We start from the raw sequence: 17,634 nt of genomic DNA, 5'->3' as shown, positions 1-17,634 counted from the left end.
AATCACAGGTCCTGTGGCTGAGCCTCCATCGGCTTGGCCAGGTCGCGCAGGCTTCTGGTCACGCTGCCGGTATTGCATTTTGCCGCCGCCTGCTCCGGCGTGTACTTGCGAATGGTGCGGAAGAACAGCTCGCAGGTTTGTTTCTTCTGTGTAACCTGCCACTTGGTCGAGCAGGCATCCAGCGTCAGCTTGGCATCGGCCCGTTGATTGCGCCCCATCCCTGCCTGCCAGCAGGCTGCCGTCAGGTCCTGCCCCATCATTTTCAAGCCGGCAGCATCAGCTGCATCCTGGTCGCCGCCGTGGCTGTCCTTGTTTGCCGCATACCAGATGGCACTAGGGTGGTTGGCACCCAGTACCGGTACCTTGGCACCTGCCTGCGGGCTGATGCTGACCAGGCCCAGCACATTCACCTGCGGCCCGTACTGCTGCTGGATCCAGCTGCGTACCGGCGCGCCGAATGCCACCATCGGCAGAGGCCTGGCGGGGTTTTGCAGGGTCATCTCGCTGACCATGCGCACCTGGTAGTCCTTGAAGTAGCTGTAGGTTTCCTTCAGCGTTTCACCCGCGCTGGCGGGCGCGGCGATGGGAGCGATATCGATGATGGTCTGGTAGGCCGGGGTCTGGCTGGCGTCGACGCCATTGAATGTCAACAGCTCGGCCCAGCGGTCGGTGGTGTTGGAGCGCAGGTAGTCCTGGGCCTGGGTCAGCGAGTAGTCCGGCGGGAAGTGCAGCAGTTCGATGCTGCGGCGGTTCTGCAGGGCCATGCCCAGCGGCAGGAACAGATACCAGTCGTAGGACCATTTGCCGTCCTCGTTCAGCCGGGTGGCCGCCTGATAGGCCAGTTCACCGCTGTCGAGCAGCTTGCGCAGGGGTTTTGCATAGTTGGCGGGTACGCCACTGATGGTTGCGTGCAGGCGATCGTTGTCGCGGCTTACATGCACCTGGGCCGCGGCATGGCCGTCGCGGCGTACGCTCTGAGTCAGATAGTGTTCTACGGTTTGCTCCAGGGTCCAGTCGCGATAACAGATCACGTGACAGTTGTTGGGGAAGGCGAAAAGGCGGGTGACGCGCTGGGCGTCGCCCAGGTCGATTCGCGCATCGGCGGCTGCAAGGCCGCTGAAGGCCAGGGCGGCAAGGCTCGGTAATGCCATCTTGTGCATGCTTAACTCCTTGTTGGGCGCAGCCGTATTCGGCAGCGTGGCACATACTGTGGCAAGGGGAGCAGGGATGAAAAGGGCAGGATGGCTGCCGCTGGTGCTGGGCATGTTGGGTGCAGGAGCGCAGGCCGATGAGCGTGATATCTGGTTGTTCGCGCAATGGGCCGGGGACCATCAGACACGGCCATTTCGCGAGATGCTTGTGGATGCCCGTCTTTATGGCGTGGTGCCGATCCATCAGCTGCTGCGTTCGGCTTCGGACTGGAAGCAGTGCCACGCGTCCCCCTTCGCCGTGCCGCCCGCCAGCAACTGGCCGGCAGTGCGCTCGACGCTCTCGCTGATAAAGACGCTTCATGACCAGGGCATCCTGCGTCAGTTCGAAGTGGTTTCAGCCTATCGAGCCCCGCGCCTGAATGCCTGCGCCGGCGGGGCGGCCAACAGCGCCCATACCCGGGCGTTCGCTGTCGATATCCTGCTGCCCGACTGGGCGGACCCCAACCCGCTGTGCCGGTTCTGGCAGCAATACGGCCAGGCCTGGAACATGGGCCTGGGGCGCTACCCCTCCGGGCGTATTCATGTGGATACCGCGGGTTACCGTACCTGGGGTGGTGACGGCCGTGCGGGTTCGTCGTTCTGTACCAAGCCCAGATGACCCAGGCAGCTCCTGCATTCGCCCATCACCCACGTGGCGAAGCGCTGGCGCTTGCCGTCGTCTTCCAGCGGCAAGGGGCTGAGCAGGTGGTAGGCCGAGCCGTCACGCACGAAGCCGAACGGTGCCTGCAACTGCCCATTGTCGAGTTCGTCGCGCACCATGAGGGCTGAGGCCATGGCCAGGCCCAGGCCGGCGCTGGCGGCCTGAATCGACAGGTAGAAGTGCTGGTAGTCGCTGCGCTCGGTGTGCCGGACCTGTTGGCCGCTCAGGCGCAGCCAGTTGGGCCAGGCGCCGGGGCGGGTGGCGCTGTGCAGCAGGCGCTGGCCTTCGAGTTGGAGGGGGGCGGTGGGGTGGCAGACCGGGCCGATCCATTCGTCGCAGATCTTCTGGTTGTACAGCTGTTTGTCCCAGTGGAAGTCATCGCGGCGAATTGCCAGGTCGATACCGCTACGTGCGAAATCCAATGGCCCGCCAGCGGCCACCAGGTGCAACTGCAGGTCGGGATGGGCGGCGTGTAAGCGGGGCAGGCGCGGGATCAGCCAGCGCATGGCGATGGTCGGCTCGCACGACAGCACCAGTACGTTGTCGCGGGCCTGTTGTTGCAAACGCTGCACGGCGCCTTCGAGCTGCTCGAAGATCGCCTGGGTAGTGCCCTGCAAGGCACGGCCGGCAGGGGTGAGGAAAATGGCCCGGTTGCGGCGCTCGAACAACTCCACACCAAGGCTTTCTTCAAGCAGACGCACCTGGCGGCTGACGGCGCCATGGGTGACATGCAGGTGCTCGGCGGCGCGCACGAAGCTCTCGGTCTGGGCGGCTATGTCGAAGTAGCGGAAGGCGTTGAGTGGCGGCAGTTTCATGGCATTCCTGTTTGTCTGTGCCGACCTCTCGCGGGTAAACCCGCTCCCACAGGTGATACGCCGCCCCTGTAGGAGCGGGTTTACCCGCGAAGAGGCCGACACAGGCTCTAGATATCTGTGAGGAAAGCTATCAGATTTGCTTCACTATAAATCGATTTTTCCTGGTCTATAAGCTCTCGATAATTACCCGGTCTGTGCATTTCCATCGTCTATCGAGAGCCACCAGCATGACCGAACTCATTGCCGTAGCCCTGTTCACCCTGCTTGCCGTCATCAGCCCCGGTGCCGACTTCGCCATGGTCACCCGCAGCAGTTATGCACAAGGCCGCAAGGCCGGGCTGGCTGCCGCCGTGGGCATTGCCCTGGGAGTGCAGGTGCACGTCCTGTACACGGTGCTGGGCATCGCGGTGATCATCAGCCAGAGCCCGACCCTGTTCCTGGGCATGAAAGTGCTGGGCGCGGGTTACCTGGTCTACCTGGGTTTCCAGTCGCTGACCAACACCCGGCGTATCAGCCTCGACGGGGTTGCCGCATCAGCCACCAGCGTAACGCAGGCCCTGCGCACGGGCTTTCTGACCAACGCCCTCAACCCCAAGACCATGCTGTTCGTGATCAGTGCCTTCACCCAGGTAGTGCAACCGGGCAGCTCGTTGGCGCTGGATTTTGCCTACGGCGCTTTCATGTCCATTGCTCACTGGGTGTGGTTCAGCCTGGTGGCGGTATTTTTCTCCAGTACGGCATTGCGCAAGGCGATGATCGAGCGGCAAAGGCTGGTGGACCGGGTTATTGGCCTGGCGCTGATCGGGTTGGGCCTGGCCGTGGCGGTGACCGGAATGCGTTGAGGTGGCAATTGCATGCCCTGTACGGGAAGGGTGCAGGCCTGTGGTATTTTTCGCAGGCAAAGAAAAAGGGCTTACCTTGCGGTAAGCCCTTCGTCTTGTTTGGTGGCTACACAGGGACTTGAACCCCGGACCCCAGCATTATGAATGCTATGCTCTAACCAACTGAGCTATGTAGCCGATGGCGCGCATTATTCTCTTGAACGGCCCCCCTGTCAACACTCATTTCAAAAAAAATTTGCACGCTTTCAAAAACTTAGCGGCCAGGCCCGGGTTCTGCCTTGCCCAACGGCATGTCACCGGCTTTCAACTGCCTGCTGCGCCAGCCATCGGCGGCCTTGAGGTCGGCTTTCCGTACCGGGCCGATATGCGCGCCATCGAAGGTTACCCGCTCACCCATCGATACCATGCGCTGTTCGCTGCCTTGGATAACCATGGCCTTGCCACTGAGCACCACCAGTTCGTCATGGCCTGCATGGCGGGCGACCTGCAGGCGGGTACCGAACACCTGGATGCGCGCGTCGCCCACTGCTATCTCCATGGCCCTGCCGTCGAGCATCACTTCCAAGTATACCCGGCCCTGCACCAGGTGCAGTTGGCGCGTGCGGCCACGCAGGTCGGCGTTCATCGCACTGGCGCTGCCCAGGTGCAGGGTGGTGCCATCGGCCAGGCGGATGCTGCGGCGTTCACCTGCATCGGTATGCAATTCGCTGCCCAGGCGCTGTATCAGCGGCCAGTACAGGTAGGCGGTAGCGGCCAGCCCCAGGAGGAACAATAGCGCCAGCCATTTGCCCAGATGGCTGCGGTGCGCGTTGATCTGCCGTGGACGGACGCGAACGGGCATTGGGCTCATTGGGTTGGTGTGCTCGTGATTAGGGCCGTTTCGCCCAACGATGACGGGTGTTTTGGCCAAGGATGCTAATTATATTGAGAACCATTTTCAAGTGTGTCGCGGACAAAGGAAATAAAAGGTAGCTATGTATCTATTTGTTTTCCGATAATCGGATCCCAAACTACGGACGGAGATTCAGGCACATGGCTATCAGTAGCGCCTCCACGGCGCCCACCAGTGCGGCGGCGAGCCAAGCCACGCCGCTGGTGATGCGCATAATCGGTTTCTGCGCCCTGGCGCACCTGATCAATGACCTGATCCAGTCTGTGCTGCCGGCGATCTACCCGATGCTCAAGGCCAACTACGACCTGAGTTTCGCCCAGATCGGCATGATCACCCTGACGTTCCAGATCACCGCCTCGCTGCTGCAGCCTTGGGTCGGCTTCTTTACCGATCGCCGACCGGCACCGAACCTGCTGCCACTGGGCACCCTGTGTACCCTGGTGGGTATCGTGATGCTGGCCTTCGTCGGCAGCTTCCCGATGATTCTGCTGGCCTCGGCCCTGGTGGGTATCGGTTCGTCGACCTTCCACCCGGAAACCTCGCGTATTGCGCGCCTGGCATCGGGCGGGCGCTTCGGCCTGGCCCAGTCGACCTTCCAAGTCGGTGGCAACACCGGGTCGGCTTTGGGGCCGCTGCTGGCGGCAGCCATTGTCATTCCGTTCGGCCAGAGCCACGTGGCCTGGTTCGGCCTGGCTGCGCTGTTCTTTCTCGGCGTCACCCTGATGCTGCGTGGCTGGTACAAGGAGCACCTCAACCAGGCCAAGGCGCGCAAGGCTGTGCAGGCGACCCACGGCATTTCCCGCGGGCGGGTGGTGGCGGCGCTGATCGTGCTGGGCCTGCTGGTGTTCTCCAAGTACTTCTACATGGCCAGCTTTACCAGCTATTTCACCTTCTACCTGATCGAGAAGTTCGATGTGTCGGTGGCCAGCTCGCAGCTGCACCTGTTCCTGTTCCTTGGTGCGGTGGCGGCGGGTACCTTCTTTGGCGGGCCGATCGGTGACCGCATCGGGCGCAAGGCCGTGATCTGGTTTTCGATCCTTGGCGTGGCGCCGTTCACCCTGGTGCTGCCGTATGCCGATCTGTTCTGGACCACCGTGTTGAGCGTGGTGATCGGCTTTATCCTGGCTTCGGCGTTTTCCGCGATCGTGGTGTATGCGCAGGAGCTGGTTCCGGGCAGCGTGGGCATGATTGCCGGGATCTTCTTCGGGCTGATGTTCGGCTTTGGTGGCATCGGTGCGGCCTTGCTGGGGTATGTGGCGGACCTGCGTGGCATCGAGTACGTGTACGAGGTGTGTTCGTTCCTGCCTTTGTTCGGGTTGCTGGCGGTGTTCTTGCCAAGTACCGGCAAGCGCTGATATTGCCGGGGCTGCTTTGCAGCCCATCGCGACACAAGGCCGCTCCTACAGGGGGACTGCGTACTGTTGTAGGAGCGGCCTTGTGTCGCGAAACGGCCTCGTAGAGGCCCCCTGGGCAATTGACGAGCCAACCTGCGGTGGCCTAGAGTCCGCCCTTTCTTCAACCACCTGCGTAGTAGTCAAAGCAATGTGCCGTACCCAGTCCCTGCCGAACGCCCGCCAGCCTGCCTTCCAGGCCCTGCGTCGTGCGTGGCCGCGCGACACGGTGCTCAAGCGTCGCCGCAGCGTGCTGTTTGCCTTCACCTTCTCGCCACACCTCGCCTGAACTGATCTGCGCTTTCGCGTCGCTCGCCGCCCTGGCGTGCGCGCCTGTGTCTGCACGTCTTTTCGGTTTGTAAGGAGTGGTACATGAACATGCGTTTGCTGGCGGGCCTGTTGTTCGCCGTTTCGGTCGTGGGTTTCAGTTTGGGGGCCAGCCTGCCGCTGGTGTCGTTGCGCCTGCATGAAGCCGGTGCGAGCACCCTGGAAATCGGCATCATCTCGGCCATCCCCGCTGCGGGCATGATGCTCTCGGCGTTCCTGGTCGACGCCTGCTGTCGCCACCTGACCCGGCGCACCATCTACCTGCTGTGCTTCAGCCTGTGCACGTTCAGCATTGCCTTGCTCGAGTCGGCGTTCGGCTCGCTGTGGCAGCTGGCGCTGTTGCGCCTGGGCCTGGGGCTGGGCATGGGTATCGCCATCATCCTTGGCGAGTCGTGGGTCAACGAACTGTGCCCGGAGCACAACCGCGGCAAGATCATGGCCCTGTACGCCACCAGCTTCACCGGCTTCCAGGTGCTCGGCCCGGCAATGCTGGCGGTGCTGGGCGCCGACAGCCCGTGGATCACCGGTATGGTCACCGCCTGCTATGGCCTGGCGCTGCTGTGCATCGTGCTGACCGTACCCAACGACCATGTGGAACATGAAGAAGGTGAAAAGAGCTTCGGCCTGGCCGGTTTCTTCCGTGTGGCGCCGGCGCTATGCGTGGCGGTGCTGTTCTTCTCGTTCTTCGATGCCGTGGTGCTGTCGCTGCTGCCGGTGTATGCCACCAGCCATGGCTTTGCCGTGGGCGTGGCGGCGCTGATGGTGACCGTCGTGTTTGCCGGTGACATGTTGTTCCAGTTGCCGCTTGGCTGGTTGGCCGACCGGGTGGAGCGCACCGGGCTGCACCTGGTATGCGGGCTGCTGGCGATGGCGATCGGTATCGGCCTGCCCTGGCTGCTGAACCTGACCTGGTTGCTATGGCCGCTGCTGGTGCTGCTGGGCGCCGTGGCAGGCGGCATCTATACCCTGGCGCTGGTACTGATCGGGCAGCGCTTCAAGGGGCAGGACCTGGTTACCGCCAATGCCAGCGTGGGCTTGCTGTGGGGTGTGGGTAGCCTGGTCGGGCCGCTGGTCAGCGGTGCGGCGATGGATGTGGCGCCGCATGGTCTGCCCATCGCGCTGGCGCTGATGGCCGGGTTGTTCGTGTGCTTTGCCCGGCAGTCGTACCGGCGCACGGTGCGGTTGCGGGGCGATGGTGCCGAGCAATACCCTGCCAGGAATTAGCCGCGCAAGAATCGGCGTTTGTCCGATGAACGGCTGCGTTAAGCTGGGCCTGCAATCGACCCGTTGGAGGTGCCATGATCCTGTCCGACCTATCGCCTGAAGCCTACCGTGAGGCCACTGAATACCTTGCGGCGCTCGACCCGGACTGGTCGCGGCATATCGAGGCGACCGGGCCTTGCCTGCACCAGGCCACGCCGGGGCGTGAGCCTTACGAAGTGCTGGTGCGAGCGATTGCCTACCAGCAGTTGCATGCCCGTGCTGCCGAGGCAATTCTTGGGCGCTTGCTGGCGTTGTTCCCGGAGGCTGCGTTCCCAGGGCCGGAGCAGTTGTTGGCGGTTACACCGGAAACCATGCGCGCCTGTGGTTTTTCCGCGAGCAAGATGGCGACGATCCAGGGTATTGCCCAAGGCCGGCTGGATGGCCTGGTGCCGAGCCGGGAAGAGGCGCTGGCCATGGCTGACGAGGCGTTGATCGAACGGCTGGTGGCATTGCGCGGGGTAGGGCGGTGGACGGTGGAGATGTTGCTCATCTACAGCCTGGCGCGTTCGGACGTTCTGCCGGTCGACGATTTTGGCGTGCGCGAGGGGTATCGGCGGCTGAAGGGGCTGGACAAGGCGCCGACGCCGGCGCAAATGCGTTCGCTGGGTGGCGGCTGGCGGCCATACCGCACCGTGGCGGCCTGGTACCTGTGGCGGGCTTGAGGTTTTGCACTGCCTGTGCCGGCCTCTTCGCGGGTAAACCCGCTCCCACAGGGATATCCACAGCCTTGAAAGGCTATGCAGTACCTGTGGGAGCGGGTTTACCCGCGAAAGGGCCGGCACAGGCAACAACCTATCTGGACATTTACCAATGAACTCCTACACCACCCCCGACCAACGCTGGCAAGCCGTAGAATCCCGCGAAACCGCCGCCACCGGCCACTTCGTCTACGCCGTGCGCACCACCGGCATCTACTGCCACCCCGGCTGCAAATCGCGTCTTGCCAAGCGAACCAATGTCGAGTTCTACGACACCCCAGCTGCCGCCGAAACCGCCGGCTACCGCGCCTGCAAACGTTGCACCGCCACCACCAGCGCCACCCGCCACAGCCAGCTGGTCACCCGCGCCTGCCGCCTGATCGAAGCCATCGACCCGGCACCCAGCCTCGACCAACTCAGCGCCCAACTGGCCGTCAGCCCTTTTCACCTGCATCGCCTGTTCAAGGCCGAAACCGGCCTGACCCCCAAGGCTTATGCCACCGCTTTCCGTGCCCGGCGCCTGCGCGCTCACCTGGAAGATGGCCAGCGCTCTGTCACCGATGCCATCTACGACGCCGGCTACAACTCCAACAGCCGTTTCTACGAAAGCGCCGACCAGCGCCTGGGCATGCGTCCGCGGCAATACCGCGCCGGCGGCGCCGGGGCAACCATCCACTTCGCCCTTGGCCAATGCTCCTTGGGTGCCATCCTGGTGGCCCAGAGCGAGAAGGGCATTTGCGCGATCCTGCTGGGCGACGATCCCGAGGCCCTGCTGCACGATCTGCAGGACCAGTTCCCCAAGGCCCACCTGGTCGGCGGCGACAGTGCTTACGAACGGTTGGTCGCCGAGGTGGTGGGATTCGTCGAAGCACCCGCCCTGGGCCTGGCCTTGCCACTGGATGTGCAAGGCACTGCGTTCCAGGAGCGGGTGTGGCAAGCCCTGCGCGAGGTGCCGGCCGGCAGCCGGGTCAGCTACACCGACATCGCCGAGCGCATCAGCGCGCCCAAGGCGGTGCGTGCGGTGGCCATGGCCTGCGCGGCCAACCACATCGCCGTGGCCATCCCCTGTCATCGGGTGGTCCGCCGCGACGGCGACATCAGTGGTTACCGCTGGGGCATCGAGCGCAAACAGCAGTTGCTCAAACGAGAAACGGCACTCTCCTGATCGCGTGAAGCCGCGTAGAATCCCCCGCCAAATCGAATTGTAAAGAGGAATATTCGATGAGGCGTGTCAGCCTTGCCCGTTATTGTCCAGGCCTGATGGTTTTCATGGCCCTGATGCTGGCCATTGCCAGCCCGGCCTGGTCGGCCCCGGCCACGCCATTGTCCAATCTGGCGGTTGCCGAAGCGGACGTGCTGGATGAAAACGCCAGCATCGAGCAGTTGAGCGAGCGGCTGGACCAGATACGCCAGGGCGTTACCAGCGACGCCAATGACGATCTGCTTTCGCAGTTGCGCCTGGGCGCAATGCAGGTGCAGCGTCAGGCCGACGCGTTGACTGCCCTGCGCACCACTGATGTTGAAAAAGTCGACGACAAGCTCAAGGTCATCGGCCCGGTCCAGCCGGACGAGGCGGCTACCCTGACCCAGCAGCGTAAAGCGCTGGAGGCCGAGAAGAAGGCCTTGGTGGCGCAGCAGGACCAAGCCTCCAAGCTGACCCAGTCGGCGCGCGACTTGTCCACGCAAATCGTCAACCTGCGCCGCAGCCAGTTCAACTCGCAGATCACCAGCCGCGCGGCCTCACCGCTGACCCCGGCATTCTGGCAGAGCATCATTCGCCCCACCCAGGACGATGTGGCACGCCTGCGTGACCTGCGTGGTGAGACGGCTGATGCCATCGGCAGTGCCTTCAGCGCTGAAAATCGCTGGTTGTTCATTACCAGCCTGGTGGCGGCAATCCTGGTCTGGACCTTGGTGCGCCGCGTGCTCGAGCGCCTTCTCGCCGGCGCCATGGTCAGCTGGCTGCCCGAAGGCCGCCTGCGCCGCAGTGCGCTGGCGCTGGGTGTCAGCCTGGCAACCTTGGGCACCATCGCCGGCTCGGTCTCGCTGCTGCGTTGGGGGCTGGAGAGCAGCGCCGAGTTGGGCGCCGATATCGCCAGCCTGGCCAATCATGTACTTGCCCTGGTGGTGTTCAGTGCCTTCATCACCGGCCTGGGCCGCGCCATGCTGATGCTGCAGCGTCCGTCCTGGCGCCTGCCGCCTATTCACGATGAAGTGGCCAGCGCCCTGGGCTGGTTCCCCAAGGTGCTGGCGTTGGCGCTGATGGTCATGATGACCATGGAACGCATCAACAGCGTGATCGGTGCCAGCCTGGCGCTGACCGTGGCGGTCAACGGCCTGACCGCGCTGGTAGTGGCGTTCACCTTCGCTGGTGCACTGCTGCGTTACCGCCGCACCCTGCGCAAGCATGACCTGGAGCGCCCCACAGGCCTGGCCGGGCTGATCCCGTTCGTGATGGTGATCTGGCTTACGTTGATCCTGCTGGCCTTGCTCGCCGGTTACCTGACACTCGCCTATTTCCTCACCGCCAAGCTGCTGTGGGTCAGCCTGGTGATTACCTGTGCCTACCTGCTGACCACATTCTTTGGCGACCTGTGCGAAACCCTGCTGTCGCCCCGCCAGCCCGGCGGCCTGGCGCTGGCCTCGACCCTGGGCCTGGCGCCACGTCACCAGGCCCAGGCCAGCACCATCCTGGCCGGTATCGGCCGCACCGTGGTGCTGTTCCTGGCGTTGTTGCTGGCACTGATGCCGTCGGGCACCAGCCCCAGCGAACTGCTGTTGAGCCTGGGTGATTGGGACGAGACCGGTGGCAAGCTGCTGGGCAACATGAACATTGTCCCCCAGGACATTCTGTTGGCAGTGGTGATGTTCCTCGGCGGCCTGTTCGCCATCCGCGTGGTCAAGCGCTGGCTGAGCGATCGCCTGCTGCCGGAAACCGACATGGACGCCGGCATGCGTGCCTCGCTGGTGACTCTGGTGGGTTACCTGGGCTTCATCTTCCTGGCCATGCTGGTGATGTCGACCCTGCGCATCAACCTCACCAGCCTGACCTGGGTGGTCAGTGCCCTGTCGGTGGGTATCGGTTTCGGCTTGCAGCAGATCGTGCAGAACTTCATTTCCGGCCTGATCCTGCTGACCGAGCGCCCGGTCAAGGTGGGCGACTGGGTCAGCCTGGCGGGTGTCGAGGGCGACATTCGCCGTATCAACGTGCGCGCCACCGAGATCCAGATGTCCGACCGCTCGACGGTTATCGTGCCCAACTCGCAGTTCATCTCGCAGAACGTGCGTAACGTGACCATGGGCAACGCCCTGGGCGTGGTCGGCATTACCCTGACCATGCCGCTGGAGACCGATGCCAACCGCGTGCGTGAACTGCTGCTGGCGGCTTACCAGGAGCACGAGGCGATTCTGGATGCGCCGGCTACCTCGGTCACCTTCAAGGACCTGACCAGCAGCGGCATGGTGATAGGTGTGAGTGGTTACGTGGCGGGGCCGCGGCAGGTGTCCGGTACGCGCAGTGACCTGTTGTTTACCATCCTTGGGCGCCTGCGTGATGAAGGTATTGCCCTGTCGTCGCCGCAGAGCATGGTGTTGGTGCAAGAGAATGCACGGCCGGCTGACGAGCCGGTGTGAGCATCGGGGGCTGCGTTGCAGCCCATCGCGACACAAGACCGCTCCTACAGGAAATGTGCAGTCCCTGTAGGAGCGGCCTTGTGTCGCGATAGGGGCGCAAGGCGCCCCCAACCCTCAATGCTGCTTGGCCTGCCTGATCCTCAGCAAAATCACCAGCAACACCAACAGCACAGGCGGCGCCATGGCCAACAGCCCATCCCGCGCCGTCAGCCCCAACCCCAGCACATTCAGCCCGCCATACAGCAGCTTGAACAAGTTCAGCAGGTAGTAGGTGATGGCAATGATCGACAGCCCCTCAACCGCCCGCTGGATCTTCACCTGGGCATCGGCCCGGGCATTGAGGCTGCGCAGGATCTCGGCGTTCTGCTCTTCCATTTCCACCTGTACCCGCGCCTGCAACAGGTCGCCCAGGTTGGCCACGTTCTTTGCCAGCTGCTCCAGGCGCTGCTCGGTGGCCGCGCAGTAGCGCACGGTTGGCTTGAACCGGCGTTCGATGAAAACCCCCAGGCGCTGGCAATCGCCCACATGGCTTTCCCGCAGCTCGCCCAGGCGTTCGAACACCAGTTGCGCATAGGCTTGCGTGGCGCCGAAGCGGTGGCGGGTTTTCACCGTACGGCTGACCACCTGGCGTGACAGGTGGGCAATGGCTTCCAGCAAGCCTTTGGAATCATGGTCATCGACACCGGCACTTCGCTCCGAGAGGTTGACCAGGGTCTTGTCGAAGGCATCCAGTTCCTGGCTGAGGTCCTTGGCCGTGGTCAGGGTCAGCGAGGCCATCATGCGGTAGGTCTCGATCTCCAGCAGACGGCGGATCATGCGGCCCTGTCGGTAGGCATTGAGGCGACGGTTGATGAACAGGAAGCGGTTGGTGCCGTCCTCGGTCAGGCGAAAATCGCTCCACACCACCGCATCGCCACCGCCGACGCAGGAGCCGCACGGGTCCTTGAAACCGTAGTGGGGCAGGTCCAGTTCGTGTTCGTCACGGACCAGCACCTGCACCGCATTGATCACTTGCGCCGCTTGCGGGGCGATAGCCTCGGCCAGCACCGGCGGCAGCGTTTGCCACTCGGTGTCGGCGGCAGTGCAGGGCACCACCAGGGTCAGGGTGAAGAACTCGGTGTGCCGTTCCCATTTGAACGGATGGCCATCCAGGCGGGTGATGCCTTGGGCGGCTGCGGTGTCCAGGGCATCCGGGCAGCATCGTTGCAGCAGTGCCGCACAGGCAGCATCGCCGCCGAGCAAGGCCAGGTGGAAGACATGCGCCGGGCCGTCGAAATACAGCGACGGGCGGGCGTGCAGTTCGTTGTGCAAGGCGGTGCGTTGAGGGTGCATGGGTGGTCCGGCCTGGTGTTGTGATTGTGGGGGTACCAGGAAGTGGGACTTTGCGGTGGGCGGGCAAAGTCACGCGGACGCAAAGTTTTGTATCGCCTGTGCCGGCCTCTTCGCGGGTAAACCCGCTCCCACAGGTACGGTGCTGCCCTTCAGGCCTGCGCTATCACTGTGGGAGCGGGTTTACCCGCGAAGAGGCCGGTGAGCCCGGCATCAATTCCAGGCCTTACTCGCGGTTCAACAGCAACTGGTTGAGCGCCCGGGTCATTTGCACGTTATGCACGGTATTGACCAACAACCCGATGCCCGGTTCGCCAGCGTTGGCGCAGATGTATTCGTCGAGGGTGTCCTCAATGCCGAGCAGCAATTGCGAGACGTAACGAAGTGCCTCGGGTGAGGGCAAGTCGTTGTTGATGGTGTAGAACGGGCGGGAGCCAGGTTTTACAGGTGGATCGGGCACAAGTTTATTCATTGCGTTTCCCTAGGTCGGTCAGGAGCTACCACCTCATTCCCTCTCACAGGATCGGGTGGCAGCCGTACGCGGGGTGAGAGACCGGAGACCTAGGAACCCGGCCAGGACCAAGCCTGCCCGCGCACAGCTACCGTTGAGGTTGCAACCAGATCAGCACGGGCTCTCACACCCGGTCGCCATTTGTGACGACTCAGGGAAATTAGCCCTGATGCTCCTGTTCAACAACAGAGAAACGGCTGCGGCGCGGGTAGGATAATTCCCAAGCTACTTCCAGCTGAAGCATTTGGTTTCAGGTTGGGAAAAGTCTTACATCTGAGGGGGGCAAGGCGAGGGCTTCGCCCTCGATCGCCGGCAAGCCAGCTCCCACAGGGATGGCATATGGCTTGCCGGCGAAAGGGCCGCAAAGCGGCCCCGGAAATCTCAACCCAGACAGCGCGTCACATGCTTGACCGACTGGTAGGCCGACAACCCCCAAGGCCCCAGCTCACGCCCGATCCCGCTACCCTTGGTGCCACCCCACGAGGTCTCGACGAACACCGCCTGCACCGAGTTGATCCACACATGGCCAACCTCCAGCGCATCGGCCACCCGCTCGGCGCGCTCCAGATCGGCGGAGCACACCGTAGCCACCAGCCCGAAGCGGCTATCGTTGGCCTCGGCAATCGCCTGTTCCTCGGTCGCAAAGCGACGCGCGCACAGCACCGGGCCAAAGATTTCCTCGGTCCACAGGCGGCTGTCTTTCGGCACATCGGCATACAGCGTCGGGCTGACGAACCAGCCATCACGGTCCAGCGCCTTGCCACCGGCCAGGCACTGCAGGCCTTCTTCCCGCGCCGTGGCAAAGTAGCCGGCCACCTTCAGCCACTGCGCCTGGCTGGTCAGCGGCCCCATGTCGACCTCTTCGGTCAATGGATTACCGACCCGTAGCTGCTCCAGTGCGGCCTGCAAACGCGGCAGCAATGCATCGGCAATGCCGTCCTGCACCAGCAGCCGCGAAGTGGCCGAGCACATCTGCCCGGCGTTCCAGGTGATGCCGGCGACGATCCATTCCACTGCCTGGCCCACGTCGCAATCATCGAACACCACGATCGCCGACTTGCCGCCCAGCTCCAGCGTCACCGGCCGGCACTGCGCCGAAGCGCTGCGCATTACCTGGCTGCCGACACTATTGCTGCCGGTGAACGACAGCTTGTCCAGGCCATTGTGGTTGCTCAGTGCAGCGCCGGTTTCGGCCTTGCCGTTGACGATGTTCAACACCCCGGCCGGCAGCTCCAGGGCATCGGCGATCTGGCCATAGGCCTGTTCGATCAGCGGGGTGACTTCCGATGGCTTGAGCACCACGGTGCAACCAGCGGCCAGGGCCGGGGCGAGCTTCCAGGCGCTGGTCACTAGCGGGAAATTCCACGGTACGATCAGGCCGACCACGCCCACTGGTTCCAGGCGGGTGCGAGCGCTGAAACCCGGCGCAGCCAGCGGCACATCGCGGTTCTTCGATGGCAGTTGCTCGGCCAGTTCGGCGTAGTAGCCGAAGGTGGCGATGGCGTCGTCCAGGTCGATTTCCGCCTCGTGACGTGGCTTGCCGTTGTTGCGCATCTGCAAGGTGATCAATGCTTCACGGCGCTGCCCGAGTTGTTCGGCAAAGCCGCGCAGGTAGGCGGCGCGTTCGCTGGCGCTGGTGTTTTTCCAGGCGGGTAGGGCGCCACGGGCAGCGGTCACTGCCTGGTCTACCTGGGCGACGCTGGCGGCCTTCAGTTCGGCAAACGGTTGCCCAAAGGCCGGGTCATTGACGCTGATGCAGTCGCTGCCCTGGCCTTCGACCCAGCGGCCGGCGATGTAGTGGGAAGTGGTCATGGTCGGTTTCCAGTCAGGCCGTTTCGGCGGTGGTTACCGGCGAGTGCGCGGTGCTTTTGCAACGCACCCAACGCGGGCCCTGGGGGCCATACACGCCGGCAGGTTCGGGGAACAGGTTGAGCAGCAGCAGGTACAGCACACCGGCCAGCCCCAGGGTGACCGGCAGGCTCAGGTCGATGCCGCCGGCCAGGTCGCCCAGTGGGCCGACGAACTGTCCTGGCAGGTTGACGAAGCACAGGCCCACCGCCGCGCTGGGGATCCACGCCCCCATGCCGCGCCAGTTCCAGCCATGCAGGAACCAGTAGTGGCCGCCACGCTGGCCGCGGGTGAACACCTGCAGGTCGTCGGCATGGTAGAAGCCGCGGCGGGTGATCAGGCCGAGGATCATGATCACCATCCACGGGCTGGTGCAGGTGATGATCAGCACAGCGAAGGTCGACACGCTCTGCACCAGGTTGAAGGTGAAGCGGCCGATGAAGATGAAACCGATCGCCAGCACGCCAATCAGCAGGGTGGCGCCGGCACGGCTGAGCAGGCGTGGGAACACGCTGGACATGTCCAGGCCAGTACCGTACAGCGCGGTGGTGCCGGTCGACATGCCGCCGATCACCGCAATCAGGCACACCGGCAGGAAGAACCAGCTTGGCGCCACCGCCAGCAGGCCACCGACGTAGTTGTTGGCGGCGATGTAGTCCGGCGCCTGGGTGGCCACCAGGGTGGCGGTGCACAGGCCGAACAGGAACGGGATCAGTGTCGCGCCCTGGGCCGCGATCACTGCCAGCATGATGCGAGCCTTTGGGGTTTCACGCGGGATGTAGCGTGACCAGTCGCCGAGGAACGCACCGAACGACACCGGGTTGCTCATGGCCAGGATCGCCGCACCGACGAATGCCGCCCAGAAGCCCGCCTGGCCGAGGTTTACGCTACCCGCATAACCGGCGTCGAACGGCCCGGCAAAGGCAACGATGCCCAGCAGGAACAGCAGGCTCGAGGCCCACACGGCGATTTTGTTGACCCACAGCATGAAGCGGAAGCCAAAGATACACACCACCAGCACCAGCACCGCGAACAGGCCGTAGGCCAGGCCCAGGGTCAGGTCGGTTTCCGGCAGGCCGGCCAGGCGCTTGGCACCGCCGACCAGGGCGTCGCCCGAGCTCCACACCGACAGCGAAAAGAATGCCACCGCGGTGAGCAGCGACAGGAACGAACCGACGATGCGCCCGTGCACGCCAAAGTGCGCACCCGACGACACCGCGTTGTTGGTGCCGTTGAGCGCGCCGAACAGGCCCATGGGCGCGAGGATCAGCGCGCCTACGCCGACGCCGAGCAGGATCGCCCACACGCCGGCCTGGAACGACAGCCCGAACAGCACCGGGAAGCTGCCCAGCACGGCCGTGGCGAAGGTATTGGCGCCGCCGAAGATCAGGCGGAACAGGTCCAGCGGGGAGGCGTCGCGTTGATCGTCGGGGATCTGTTCGACGCCGTTGGTCTCGATACCGGTCGAGTGGCTCATGGTGATGCTCCAGCGCGGTTGTTGTGGGCCGGCGCAGTGCGCGGGCCTTCTTGTGGGTGCGATGGCAGGGCGGCAGGGCCGCGTAAAGGGGATCAGGCCGGCGATACGACCGACAGGTGCTCGTGGCAGGCCAGCCACCGTTCGCCGTGGCGGCGGAAGACAATGGTTTCGCGCTCGCTCAACTGGTGTTCTTCGCCGGCGATGCGGATGTGCGTGGCCACATCATGCATGAAGATCGCCATGTCACCTTGCAGGCTCACCTGGGCATTGCCCGATTCGCAGGCGAGCACGGCAAACCCGTCGGCCTGCCATTGGGCCCAGAGTTGCTCGTAGGCATGGCGCGACAGCAGCGGTTGCGGCAGGGTGTGGAAAAGGAAGGTGGCGTCTTCGCTGAAGCAGGCGAAATAGCGAGCGGTGTCGTTGCTGGCGAACGCCGCAACGAGGTCGGCGGCGGCTTGCCGTACCTGGAGTGTCTGGTCCACGGGAGTGGCCTCACGGTTCTTGTGATTGTGGTGAAGCGATTCTGGTGGCGGTTGGCGAGGGGAAAAATCGCTGCGGGCAAATAATCAGTTCAGGAATTTGTGAAGTGATGGAGGCGCTTTCTCAGGTTTCGCACTGCGCATCCTGTGGGAGCGGGTGTGCCCGCTCTCATAAGGCTGCACATAACTCATTGAATTAGCAGGGACCCTGTGGGAGCGGCTTTGTTCTGGTCAAGTATTTCCGGACACCGGTTACGGTGATCAAGCCGCCTGCTGCT

At 63.8% G+C, this 17,634-nt stretch carries 15 protein-coding genes, 1 tRNA gene and 1 pseudogene; 8 read left to right on the top strand and 9 right to left on the bottom strand.

Annotated elements, in window-relative coordinates:
* Positions 1 to 2: 2 nt before the first annotated feature.
* Positions 3 to 1,160: a hypothetical protein gene (locus MJ643_RS25600; RefSeq protein WP_013970828.1), complete on the bottom strand. Its 1,158-nt coding sequence runs from the start codon at positions 1,158 to 1,160 to the stop codon at positions 3 to 5.
* 67 nt (positions 1,161 to 1,227) lie between these two features.
* Here MJ643_RS25600 and MJ643_RS25595 point away from each other — a divergent pair, with 67 nt between their 5' ends.
* A complete protein-coding gene (locus MJ643_RS25595; RefSeq protein ID WP_038408675.1) occupies positions 1,228 to 1,809 on the top strand; it encodes a D-Ala-D-Ala carboxypeptidase family metallohydrolase in 582 nt (193 codons plus the stop codon).
* On the opposite strand, the gene MJ643_RS25590 is transcribed toward MJ643_RS25595, so the two are convergent.
* Positions 1,749 to 2,666, bottom strand: coding sequence for a LysR substrate-binding domain-containing protein (locus MJ643_RS25590; protein WP_038408677.1), 918 nt, complete (start codon positions 2,664 to 2,666; stop codon positions 1,749 to 1,751). The genes MJ643_RS25595 and MJ643_RS25590 overlap by 61 nt on opposite strands.
* Before the next feature lie 227 nt (positions 2,667 to 2,893).
* Between MJ643_RS25590 and MJ643_RS25585 the strand changes: the two genes are divergently transcribed.
* Positions 2,894 to 3,508: a LysE family transporter gene (locus MJ643_RS25585; RefSeq protein WP_024086240.1), complete on the top strand. Its 615-nt coding sequence runs from the start codon at positions 2,894 to 2,896 to the stop codon at positions 3,506 to 3,508.
* Between the two features lie 100 nt (positions 3,509 to 3,608).
* Here MJ643_RS25585 and MJ643_RS25580 read toward each other — a convergent pair.
* A tRNA-Met gene (locus MJ643_RS25580) sits at positions 3,609 to 3,685 on the bottom strand.
* Positions 3,686 to 3,785: 100 nt separating this feature from the next.
* Positions 3,786 to 4,358 (bottom strand): annotated as a pseudogene (locus MJ643_RS25575) (FecR domain-containing protein); the annotation flags it as partial.
* 182 nt (positions 4,359 to 4,540) lie between these two features.
* Between MJ643_RS25575 and MJ643_RS25570 the strand changes: the two are divergent.
* From MJ643_RS25570 to MJ643_RS25545, 6 genes are all read left to right on the top strand, one after another.
* The gene (locus MJ643_RS25570; RefSeq protein ID WP_023661338.1) at positions 4,541 to 5,755 is read left to right on the top strand and encodes an MFS transporter; all 1,215 of its coding nucleotides are present in this window, start codon (positions 4,541 to 4,543) and stop codon (positions 5,753 to 5,755) included.
* Positions 5,756 to 5,942: 187 nt separating this feature from the next.
* On the top strand, positions 5,943 to 6,080 hold the full coding sequence (locus tag MJ643_RS25565) for a hypothetical protein (RefSeq protein WP_164842885.1): 138 nt from the start codon (positions 5,943 to 5,945) through the stop codon (positions 6,078 to 6,080).
* Positions 6,081 to 6,163: 83 nt separating this feature from the next.
* Entirely contained in the window at positions 6,164 to 7,342 is a 1,179-nt protein-coding gene (locus MJ643_RS25560) for an MFS transporter (RefSeq protein WP_038408679.1), read from the top strand.
* Between the two features lie 74 nt (positions 7,343 to 7,416).
* Entirely contained in the window at positions 7,417 to 8,043 is a 627-nt protein-coding gene (locus MJ643_RS25555) for a DNA-3-methyladenine glycosylase (protein WP_013970834.1), read from the top strand.
* 148 nt (positions 8,044 to 8,191) lie between these two features.
* Positions 8,192 to 9,244: a bifunctional DNA-binding transcriptional regulator/O6-methylguanine-DNA methyltransferase Ada gene (gene ada / locus MJ643_RS25550; protein ID WP_208209621.1), complete on the top strand. Its 1,053-nt coding sequence runs from the start codon at positions 8,192 to 8,194 to the stop codon at positions 9,242 to 9,244.
* A gap of 56 nt (positions 9,245 to 9,300) precedes the next feature.
* Complete coding sequence (locus MJ643_RS25545; RefSeq protein ID WP_024086244.1) at positions 9,301 to 11,712, top strand: DUF3772 domain-containing protein; 2,412 nt, start codon at positions 9,301 to 9,303, stop codon at positions 11,710 to 11,712.
* Positions 11,713 to 11,826: 114 nt separating this feature from the next.
* Here MJ643_RS25545 and MJ643_RS25540 read toward each other — a convergent pair whose 3' ends face one another.
* From MJ643_RS25540 to MJ643_RS25520, 5 genes are all read right to left on the bottom strand, one after another.
* A complete protein-coding gene (locus MJ643_RS25540) occupies positions 11,827 to 13,044 on the bottom strand; it encodes a DUF3422 domain-containing protein (protein ID WP_013970837.1) in 1,218 nt (405 codons plus the stop codon).
* 223 nt (positions 13,045 to 13,267) lie between these two features.
* Positions 13,268 to 13,513 (bottom strand): hypothetical protein, encoded by a 246-nt coding sequence (locus MJ643_RS25535; protein ID WP_024086246.1) that lies wholly within the window; start codon positions 13,511 to 13,513, stop codon positions 13,268 to 13,270.
* Between the two features lie 420 nt (positions 13,514 to 13,933).
* Positions 13,934 to 15,364, bottom strand: coding sequence for an aldehyde dehydrogenase family protein (locus MJ643_RS25530; RefSeq protein WP_013970839.1), 1,431 nt, complete (start codon positions 15,362 to 15,364; stop codon positions 13,934 to 13,936).
* A gap of 13 nt (positions 15,365 to 15,377) precedes the next feature.
* Positions 15,378 to 16,877: a cytosine permease gene (locus MJ643_RS25525; protein WP_013970840.1), complete on the bottom strand. Its 1,500-nt coding sequence runs from the start codon at positions 16,875 to 16,877 to the stop codon at positions 15,378 to 15,380.
* 92 nt (positions 16,878 to 16,969) lie between these two features.
* On the bottom strand, positions 16,970 to 17,359 hold the full coding sequence (locus tag MJ643_RS25520; RefSeq protein WP_013970841.1) for a nuclear transport factor 2 family protein: 390 nt from the start codon (positions 17,357 to 17,359) through the stop codon (positions 16,970 to 16,972).
* Between the last annotated feature and the right edge of the window lie 275 nt (positions 17,360 to 17,634).

The organism is Pseudomonas sp. PNPG3 (assembly GCF_023093815.1).
GTDB classification, from domain to species: domain Bacteria; phylum Pseudomonadota; class Gammaproteobacteria; order Pseudomonadales; family Pseudomonadaceae; genus Aquipseudomonas; species Aquipseudomonas asiatica.
This window is presented reverse-complemented; position numbering and strand designations above follow the sequence as displayed.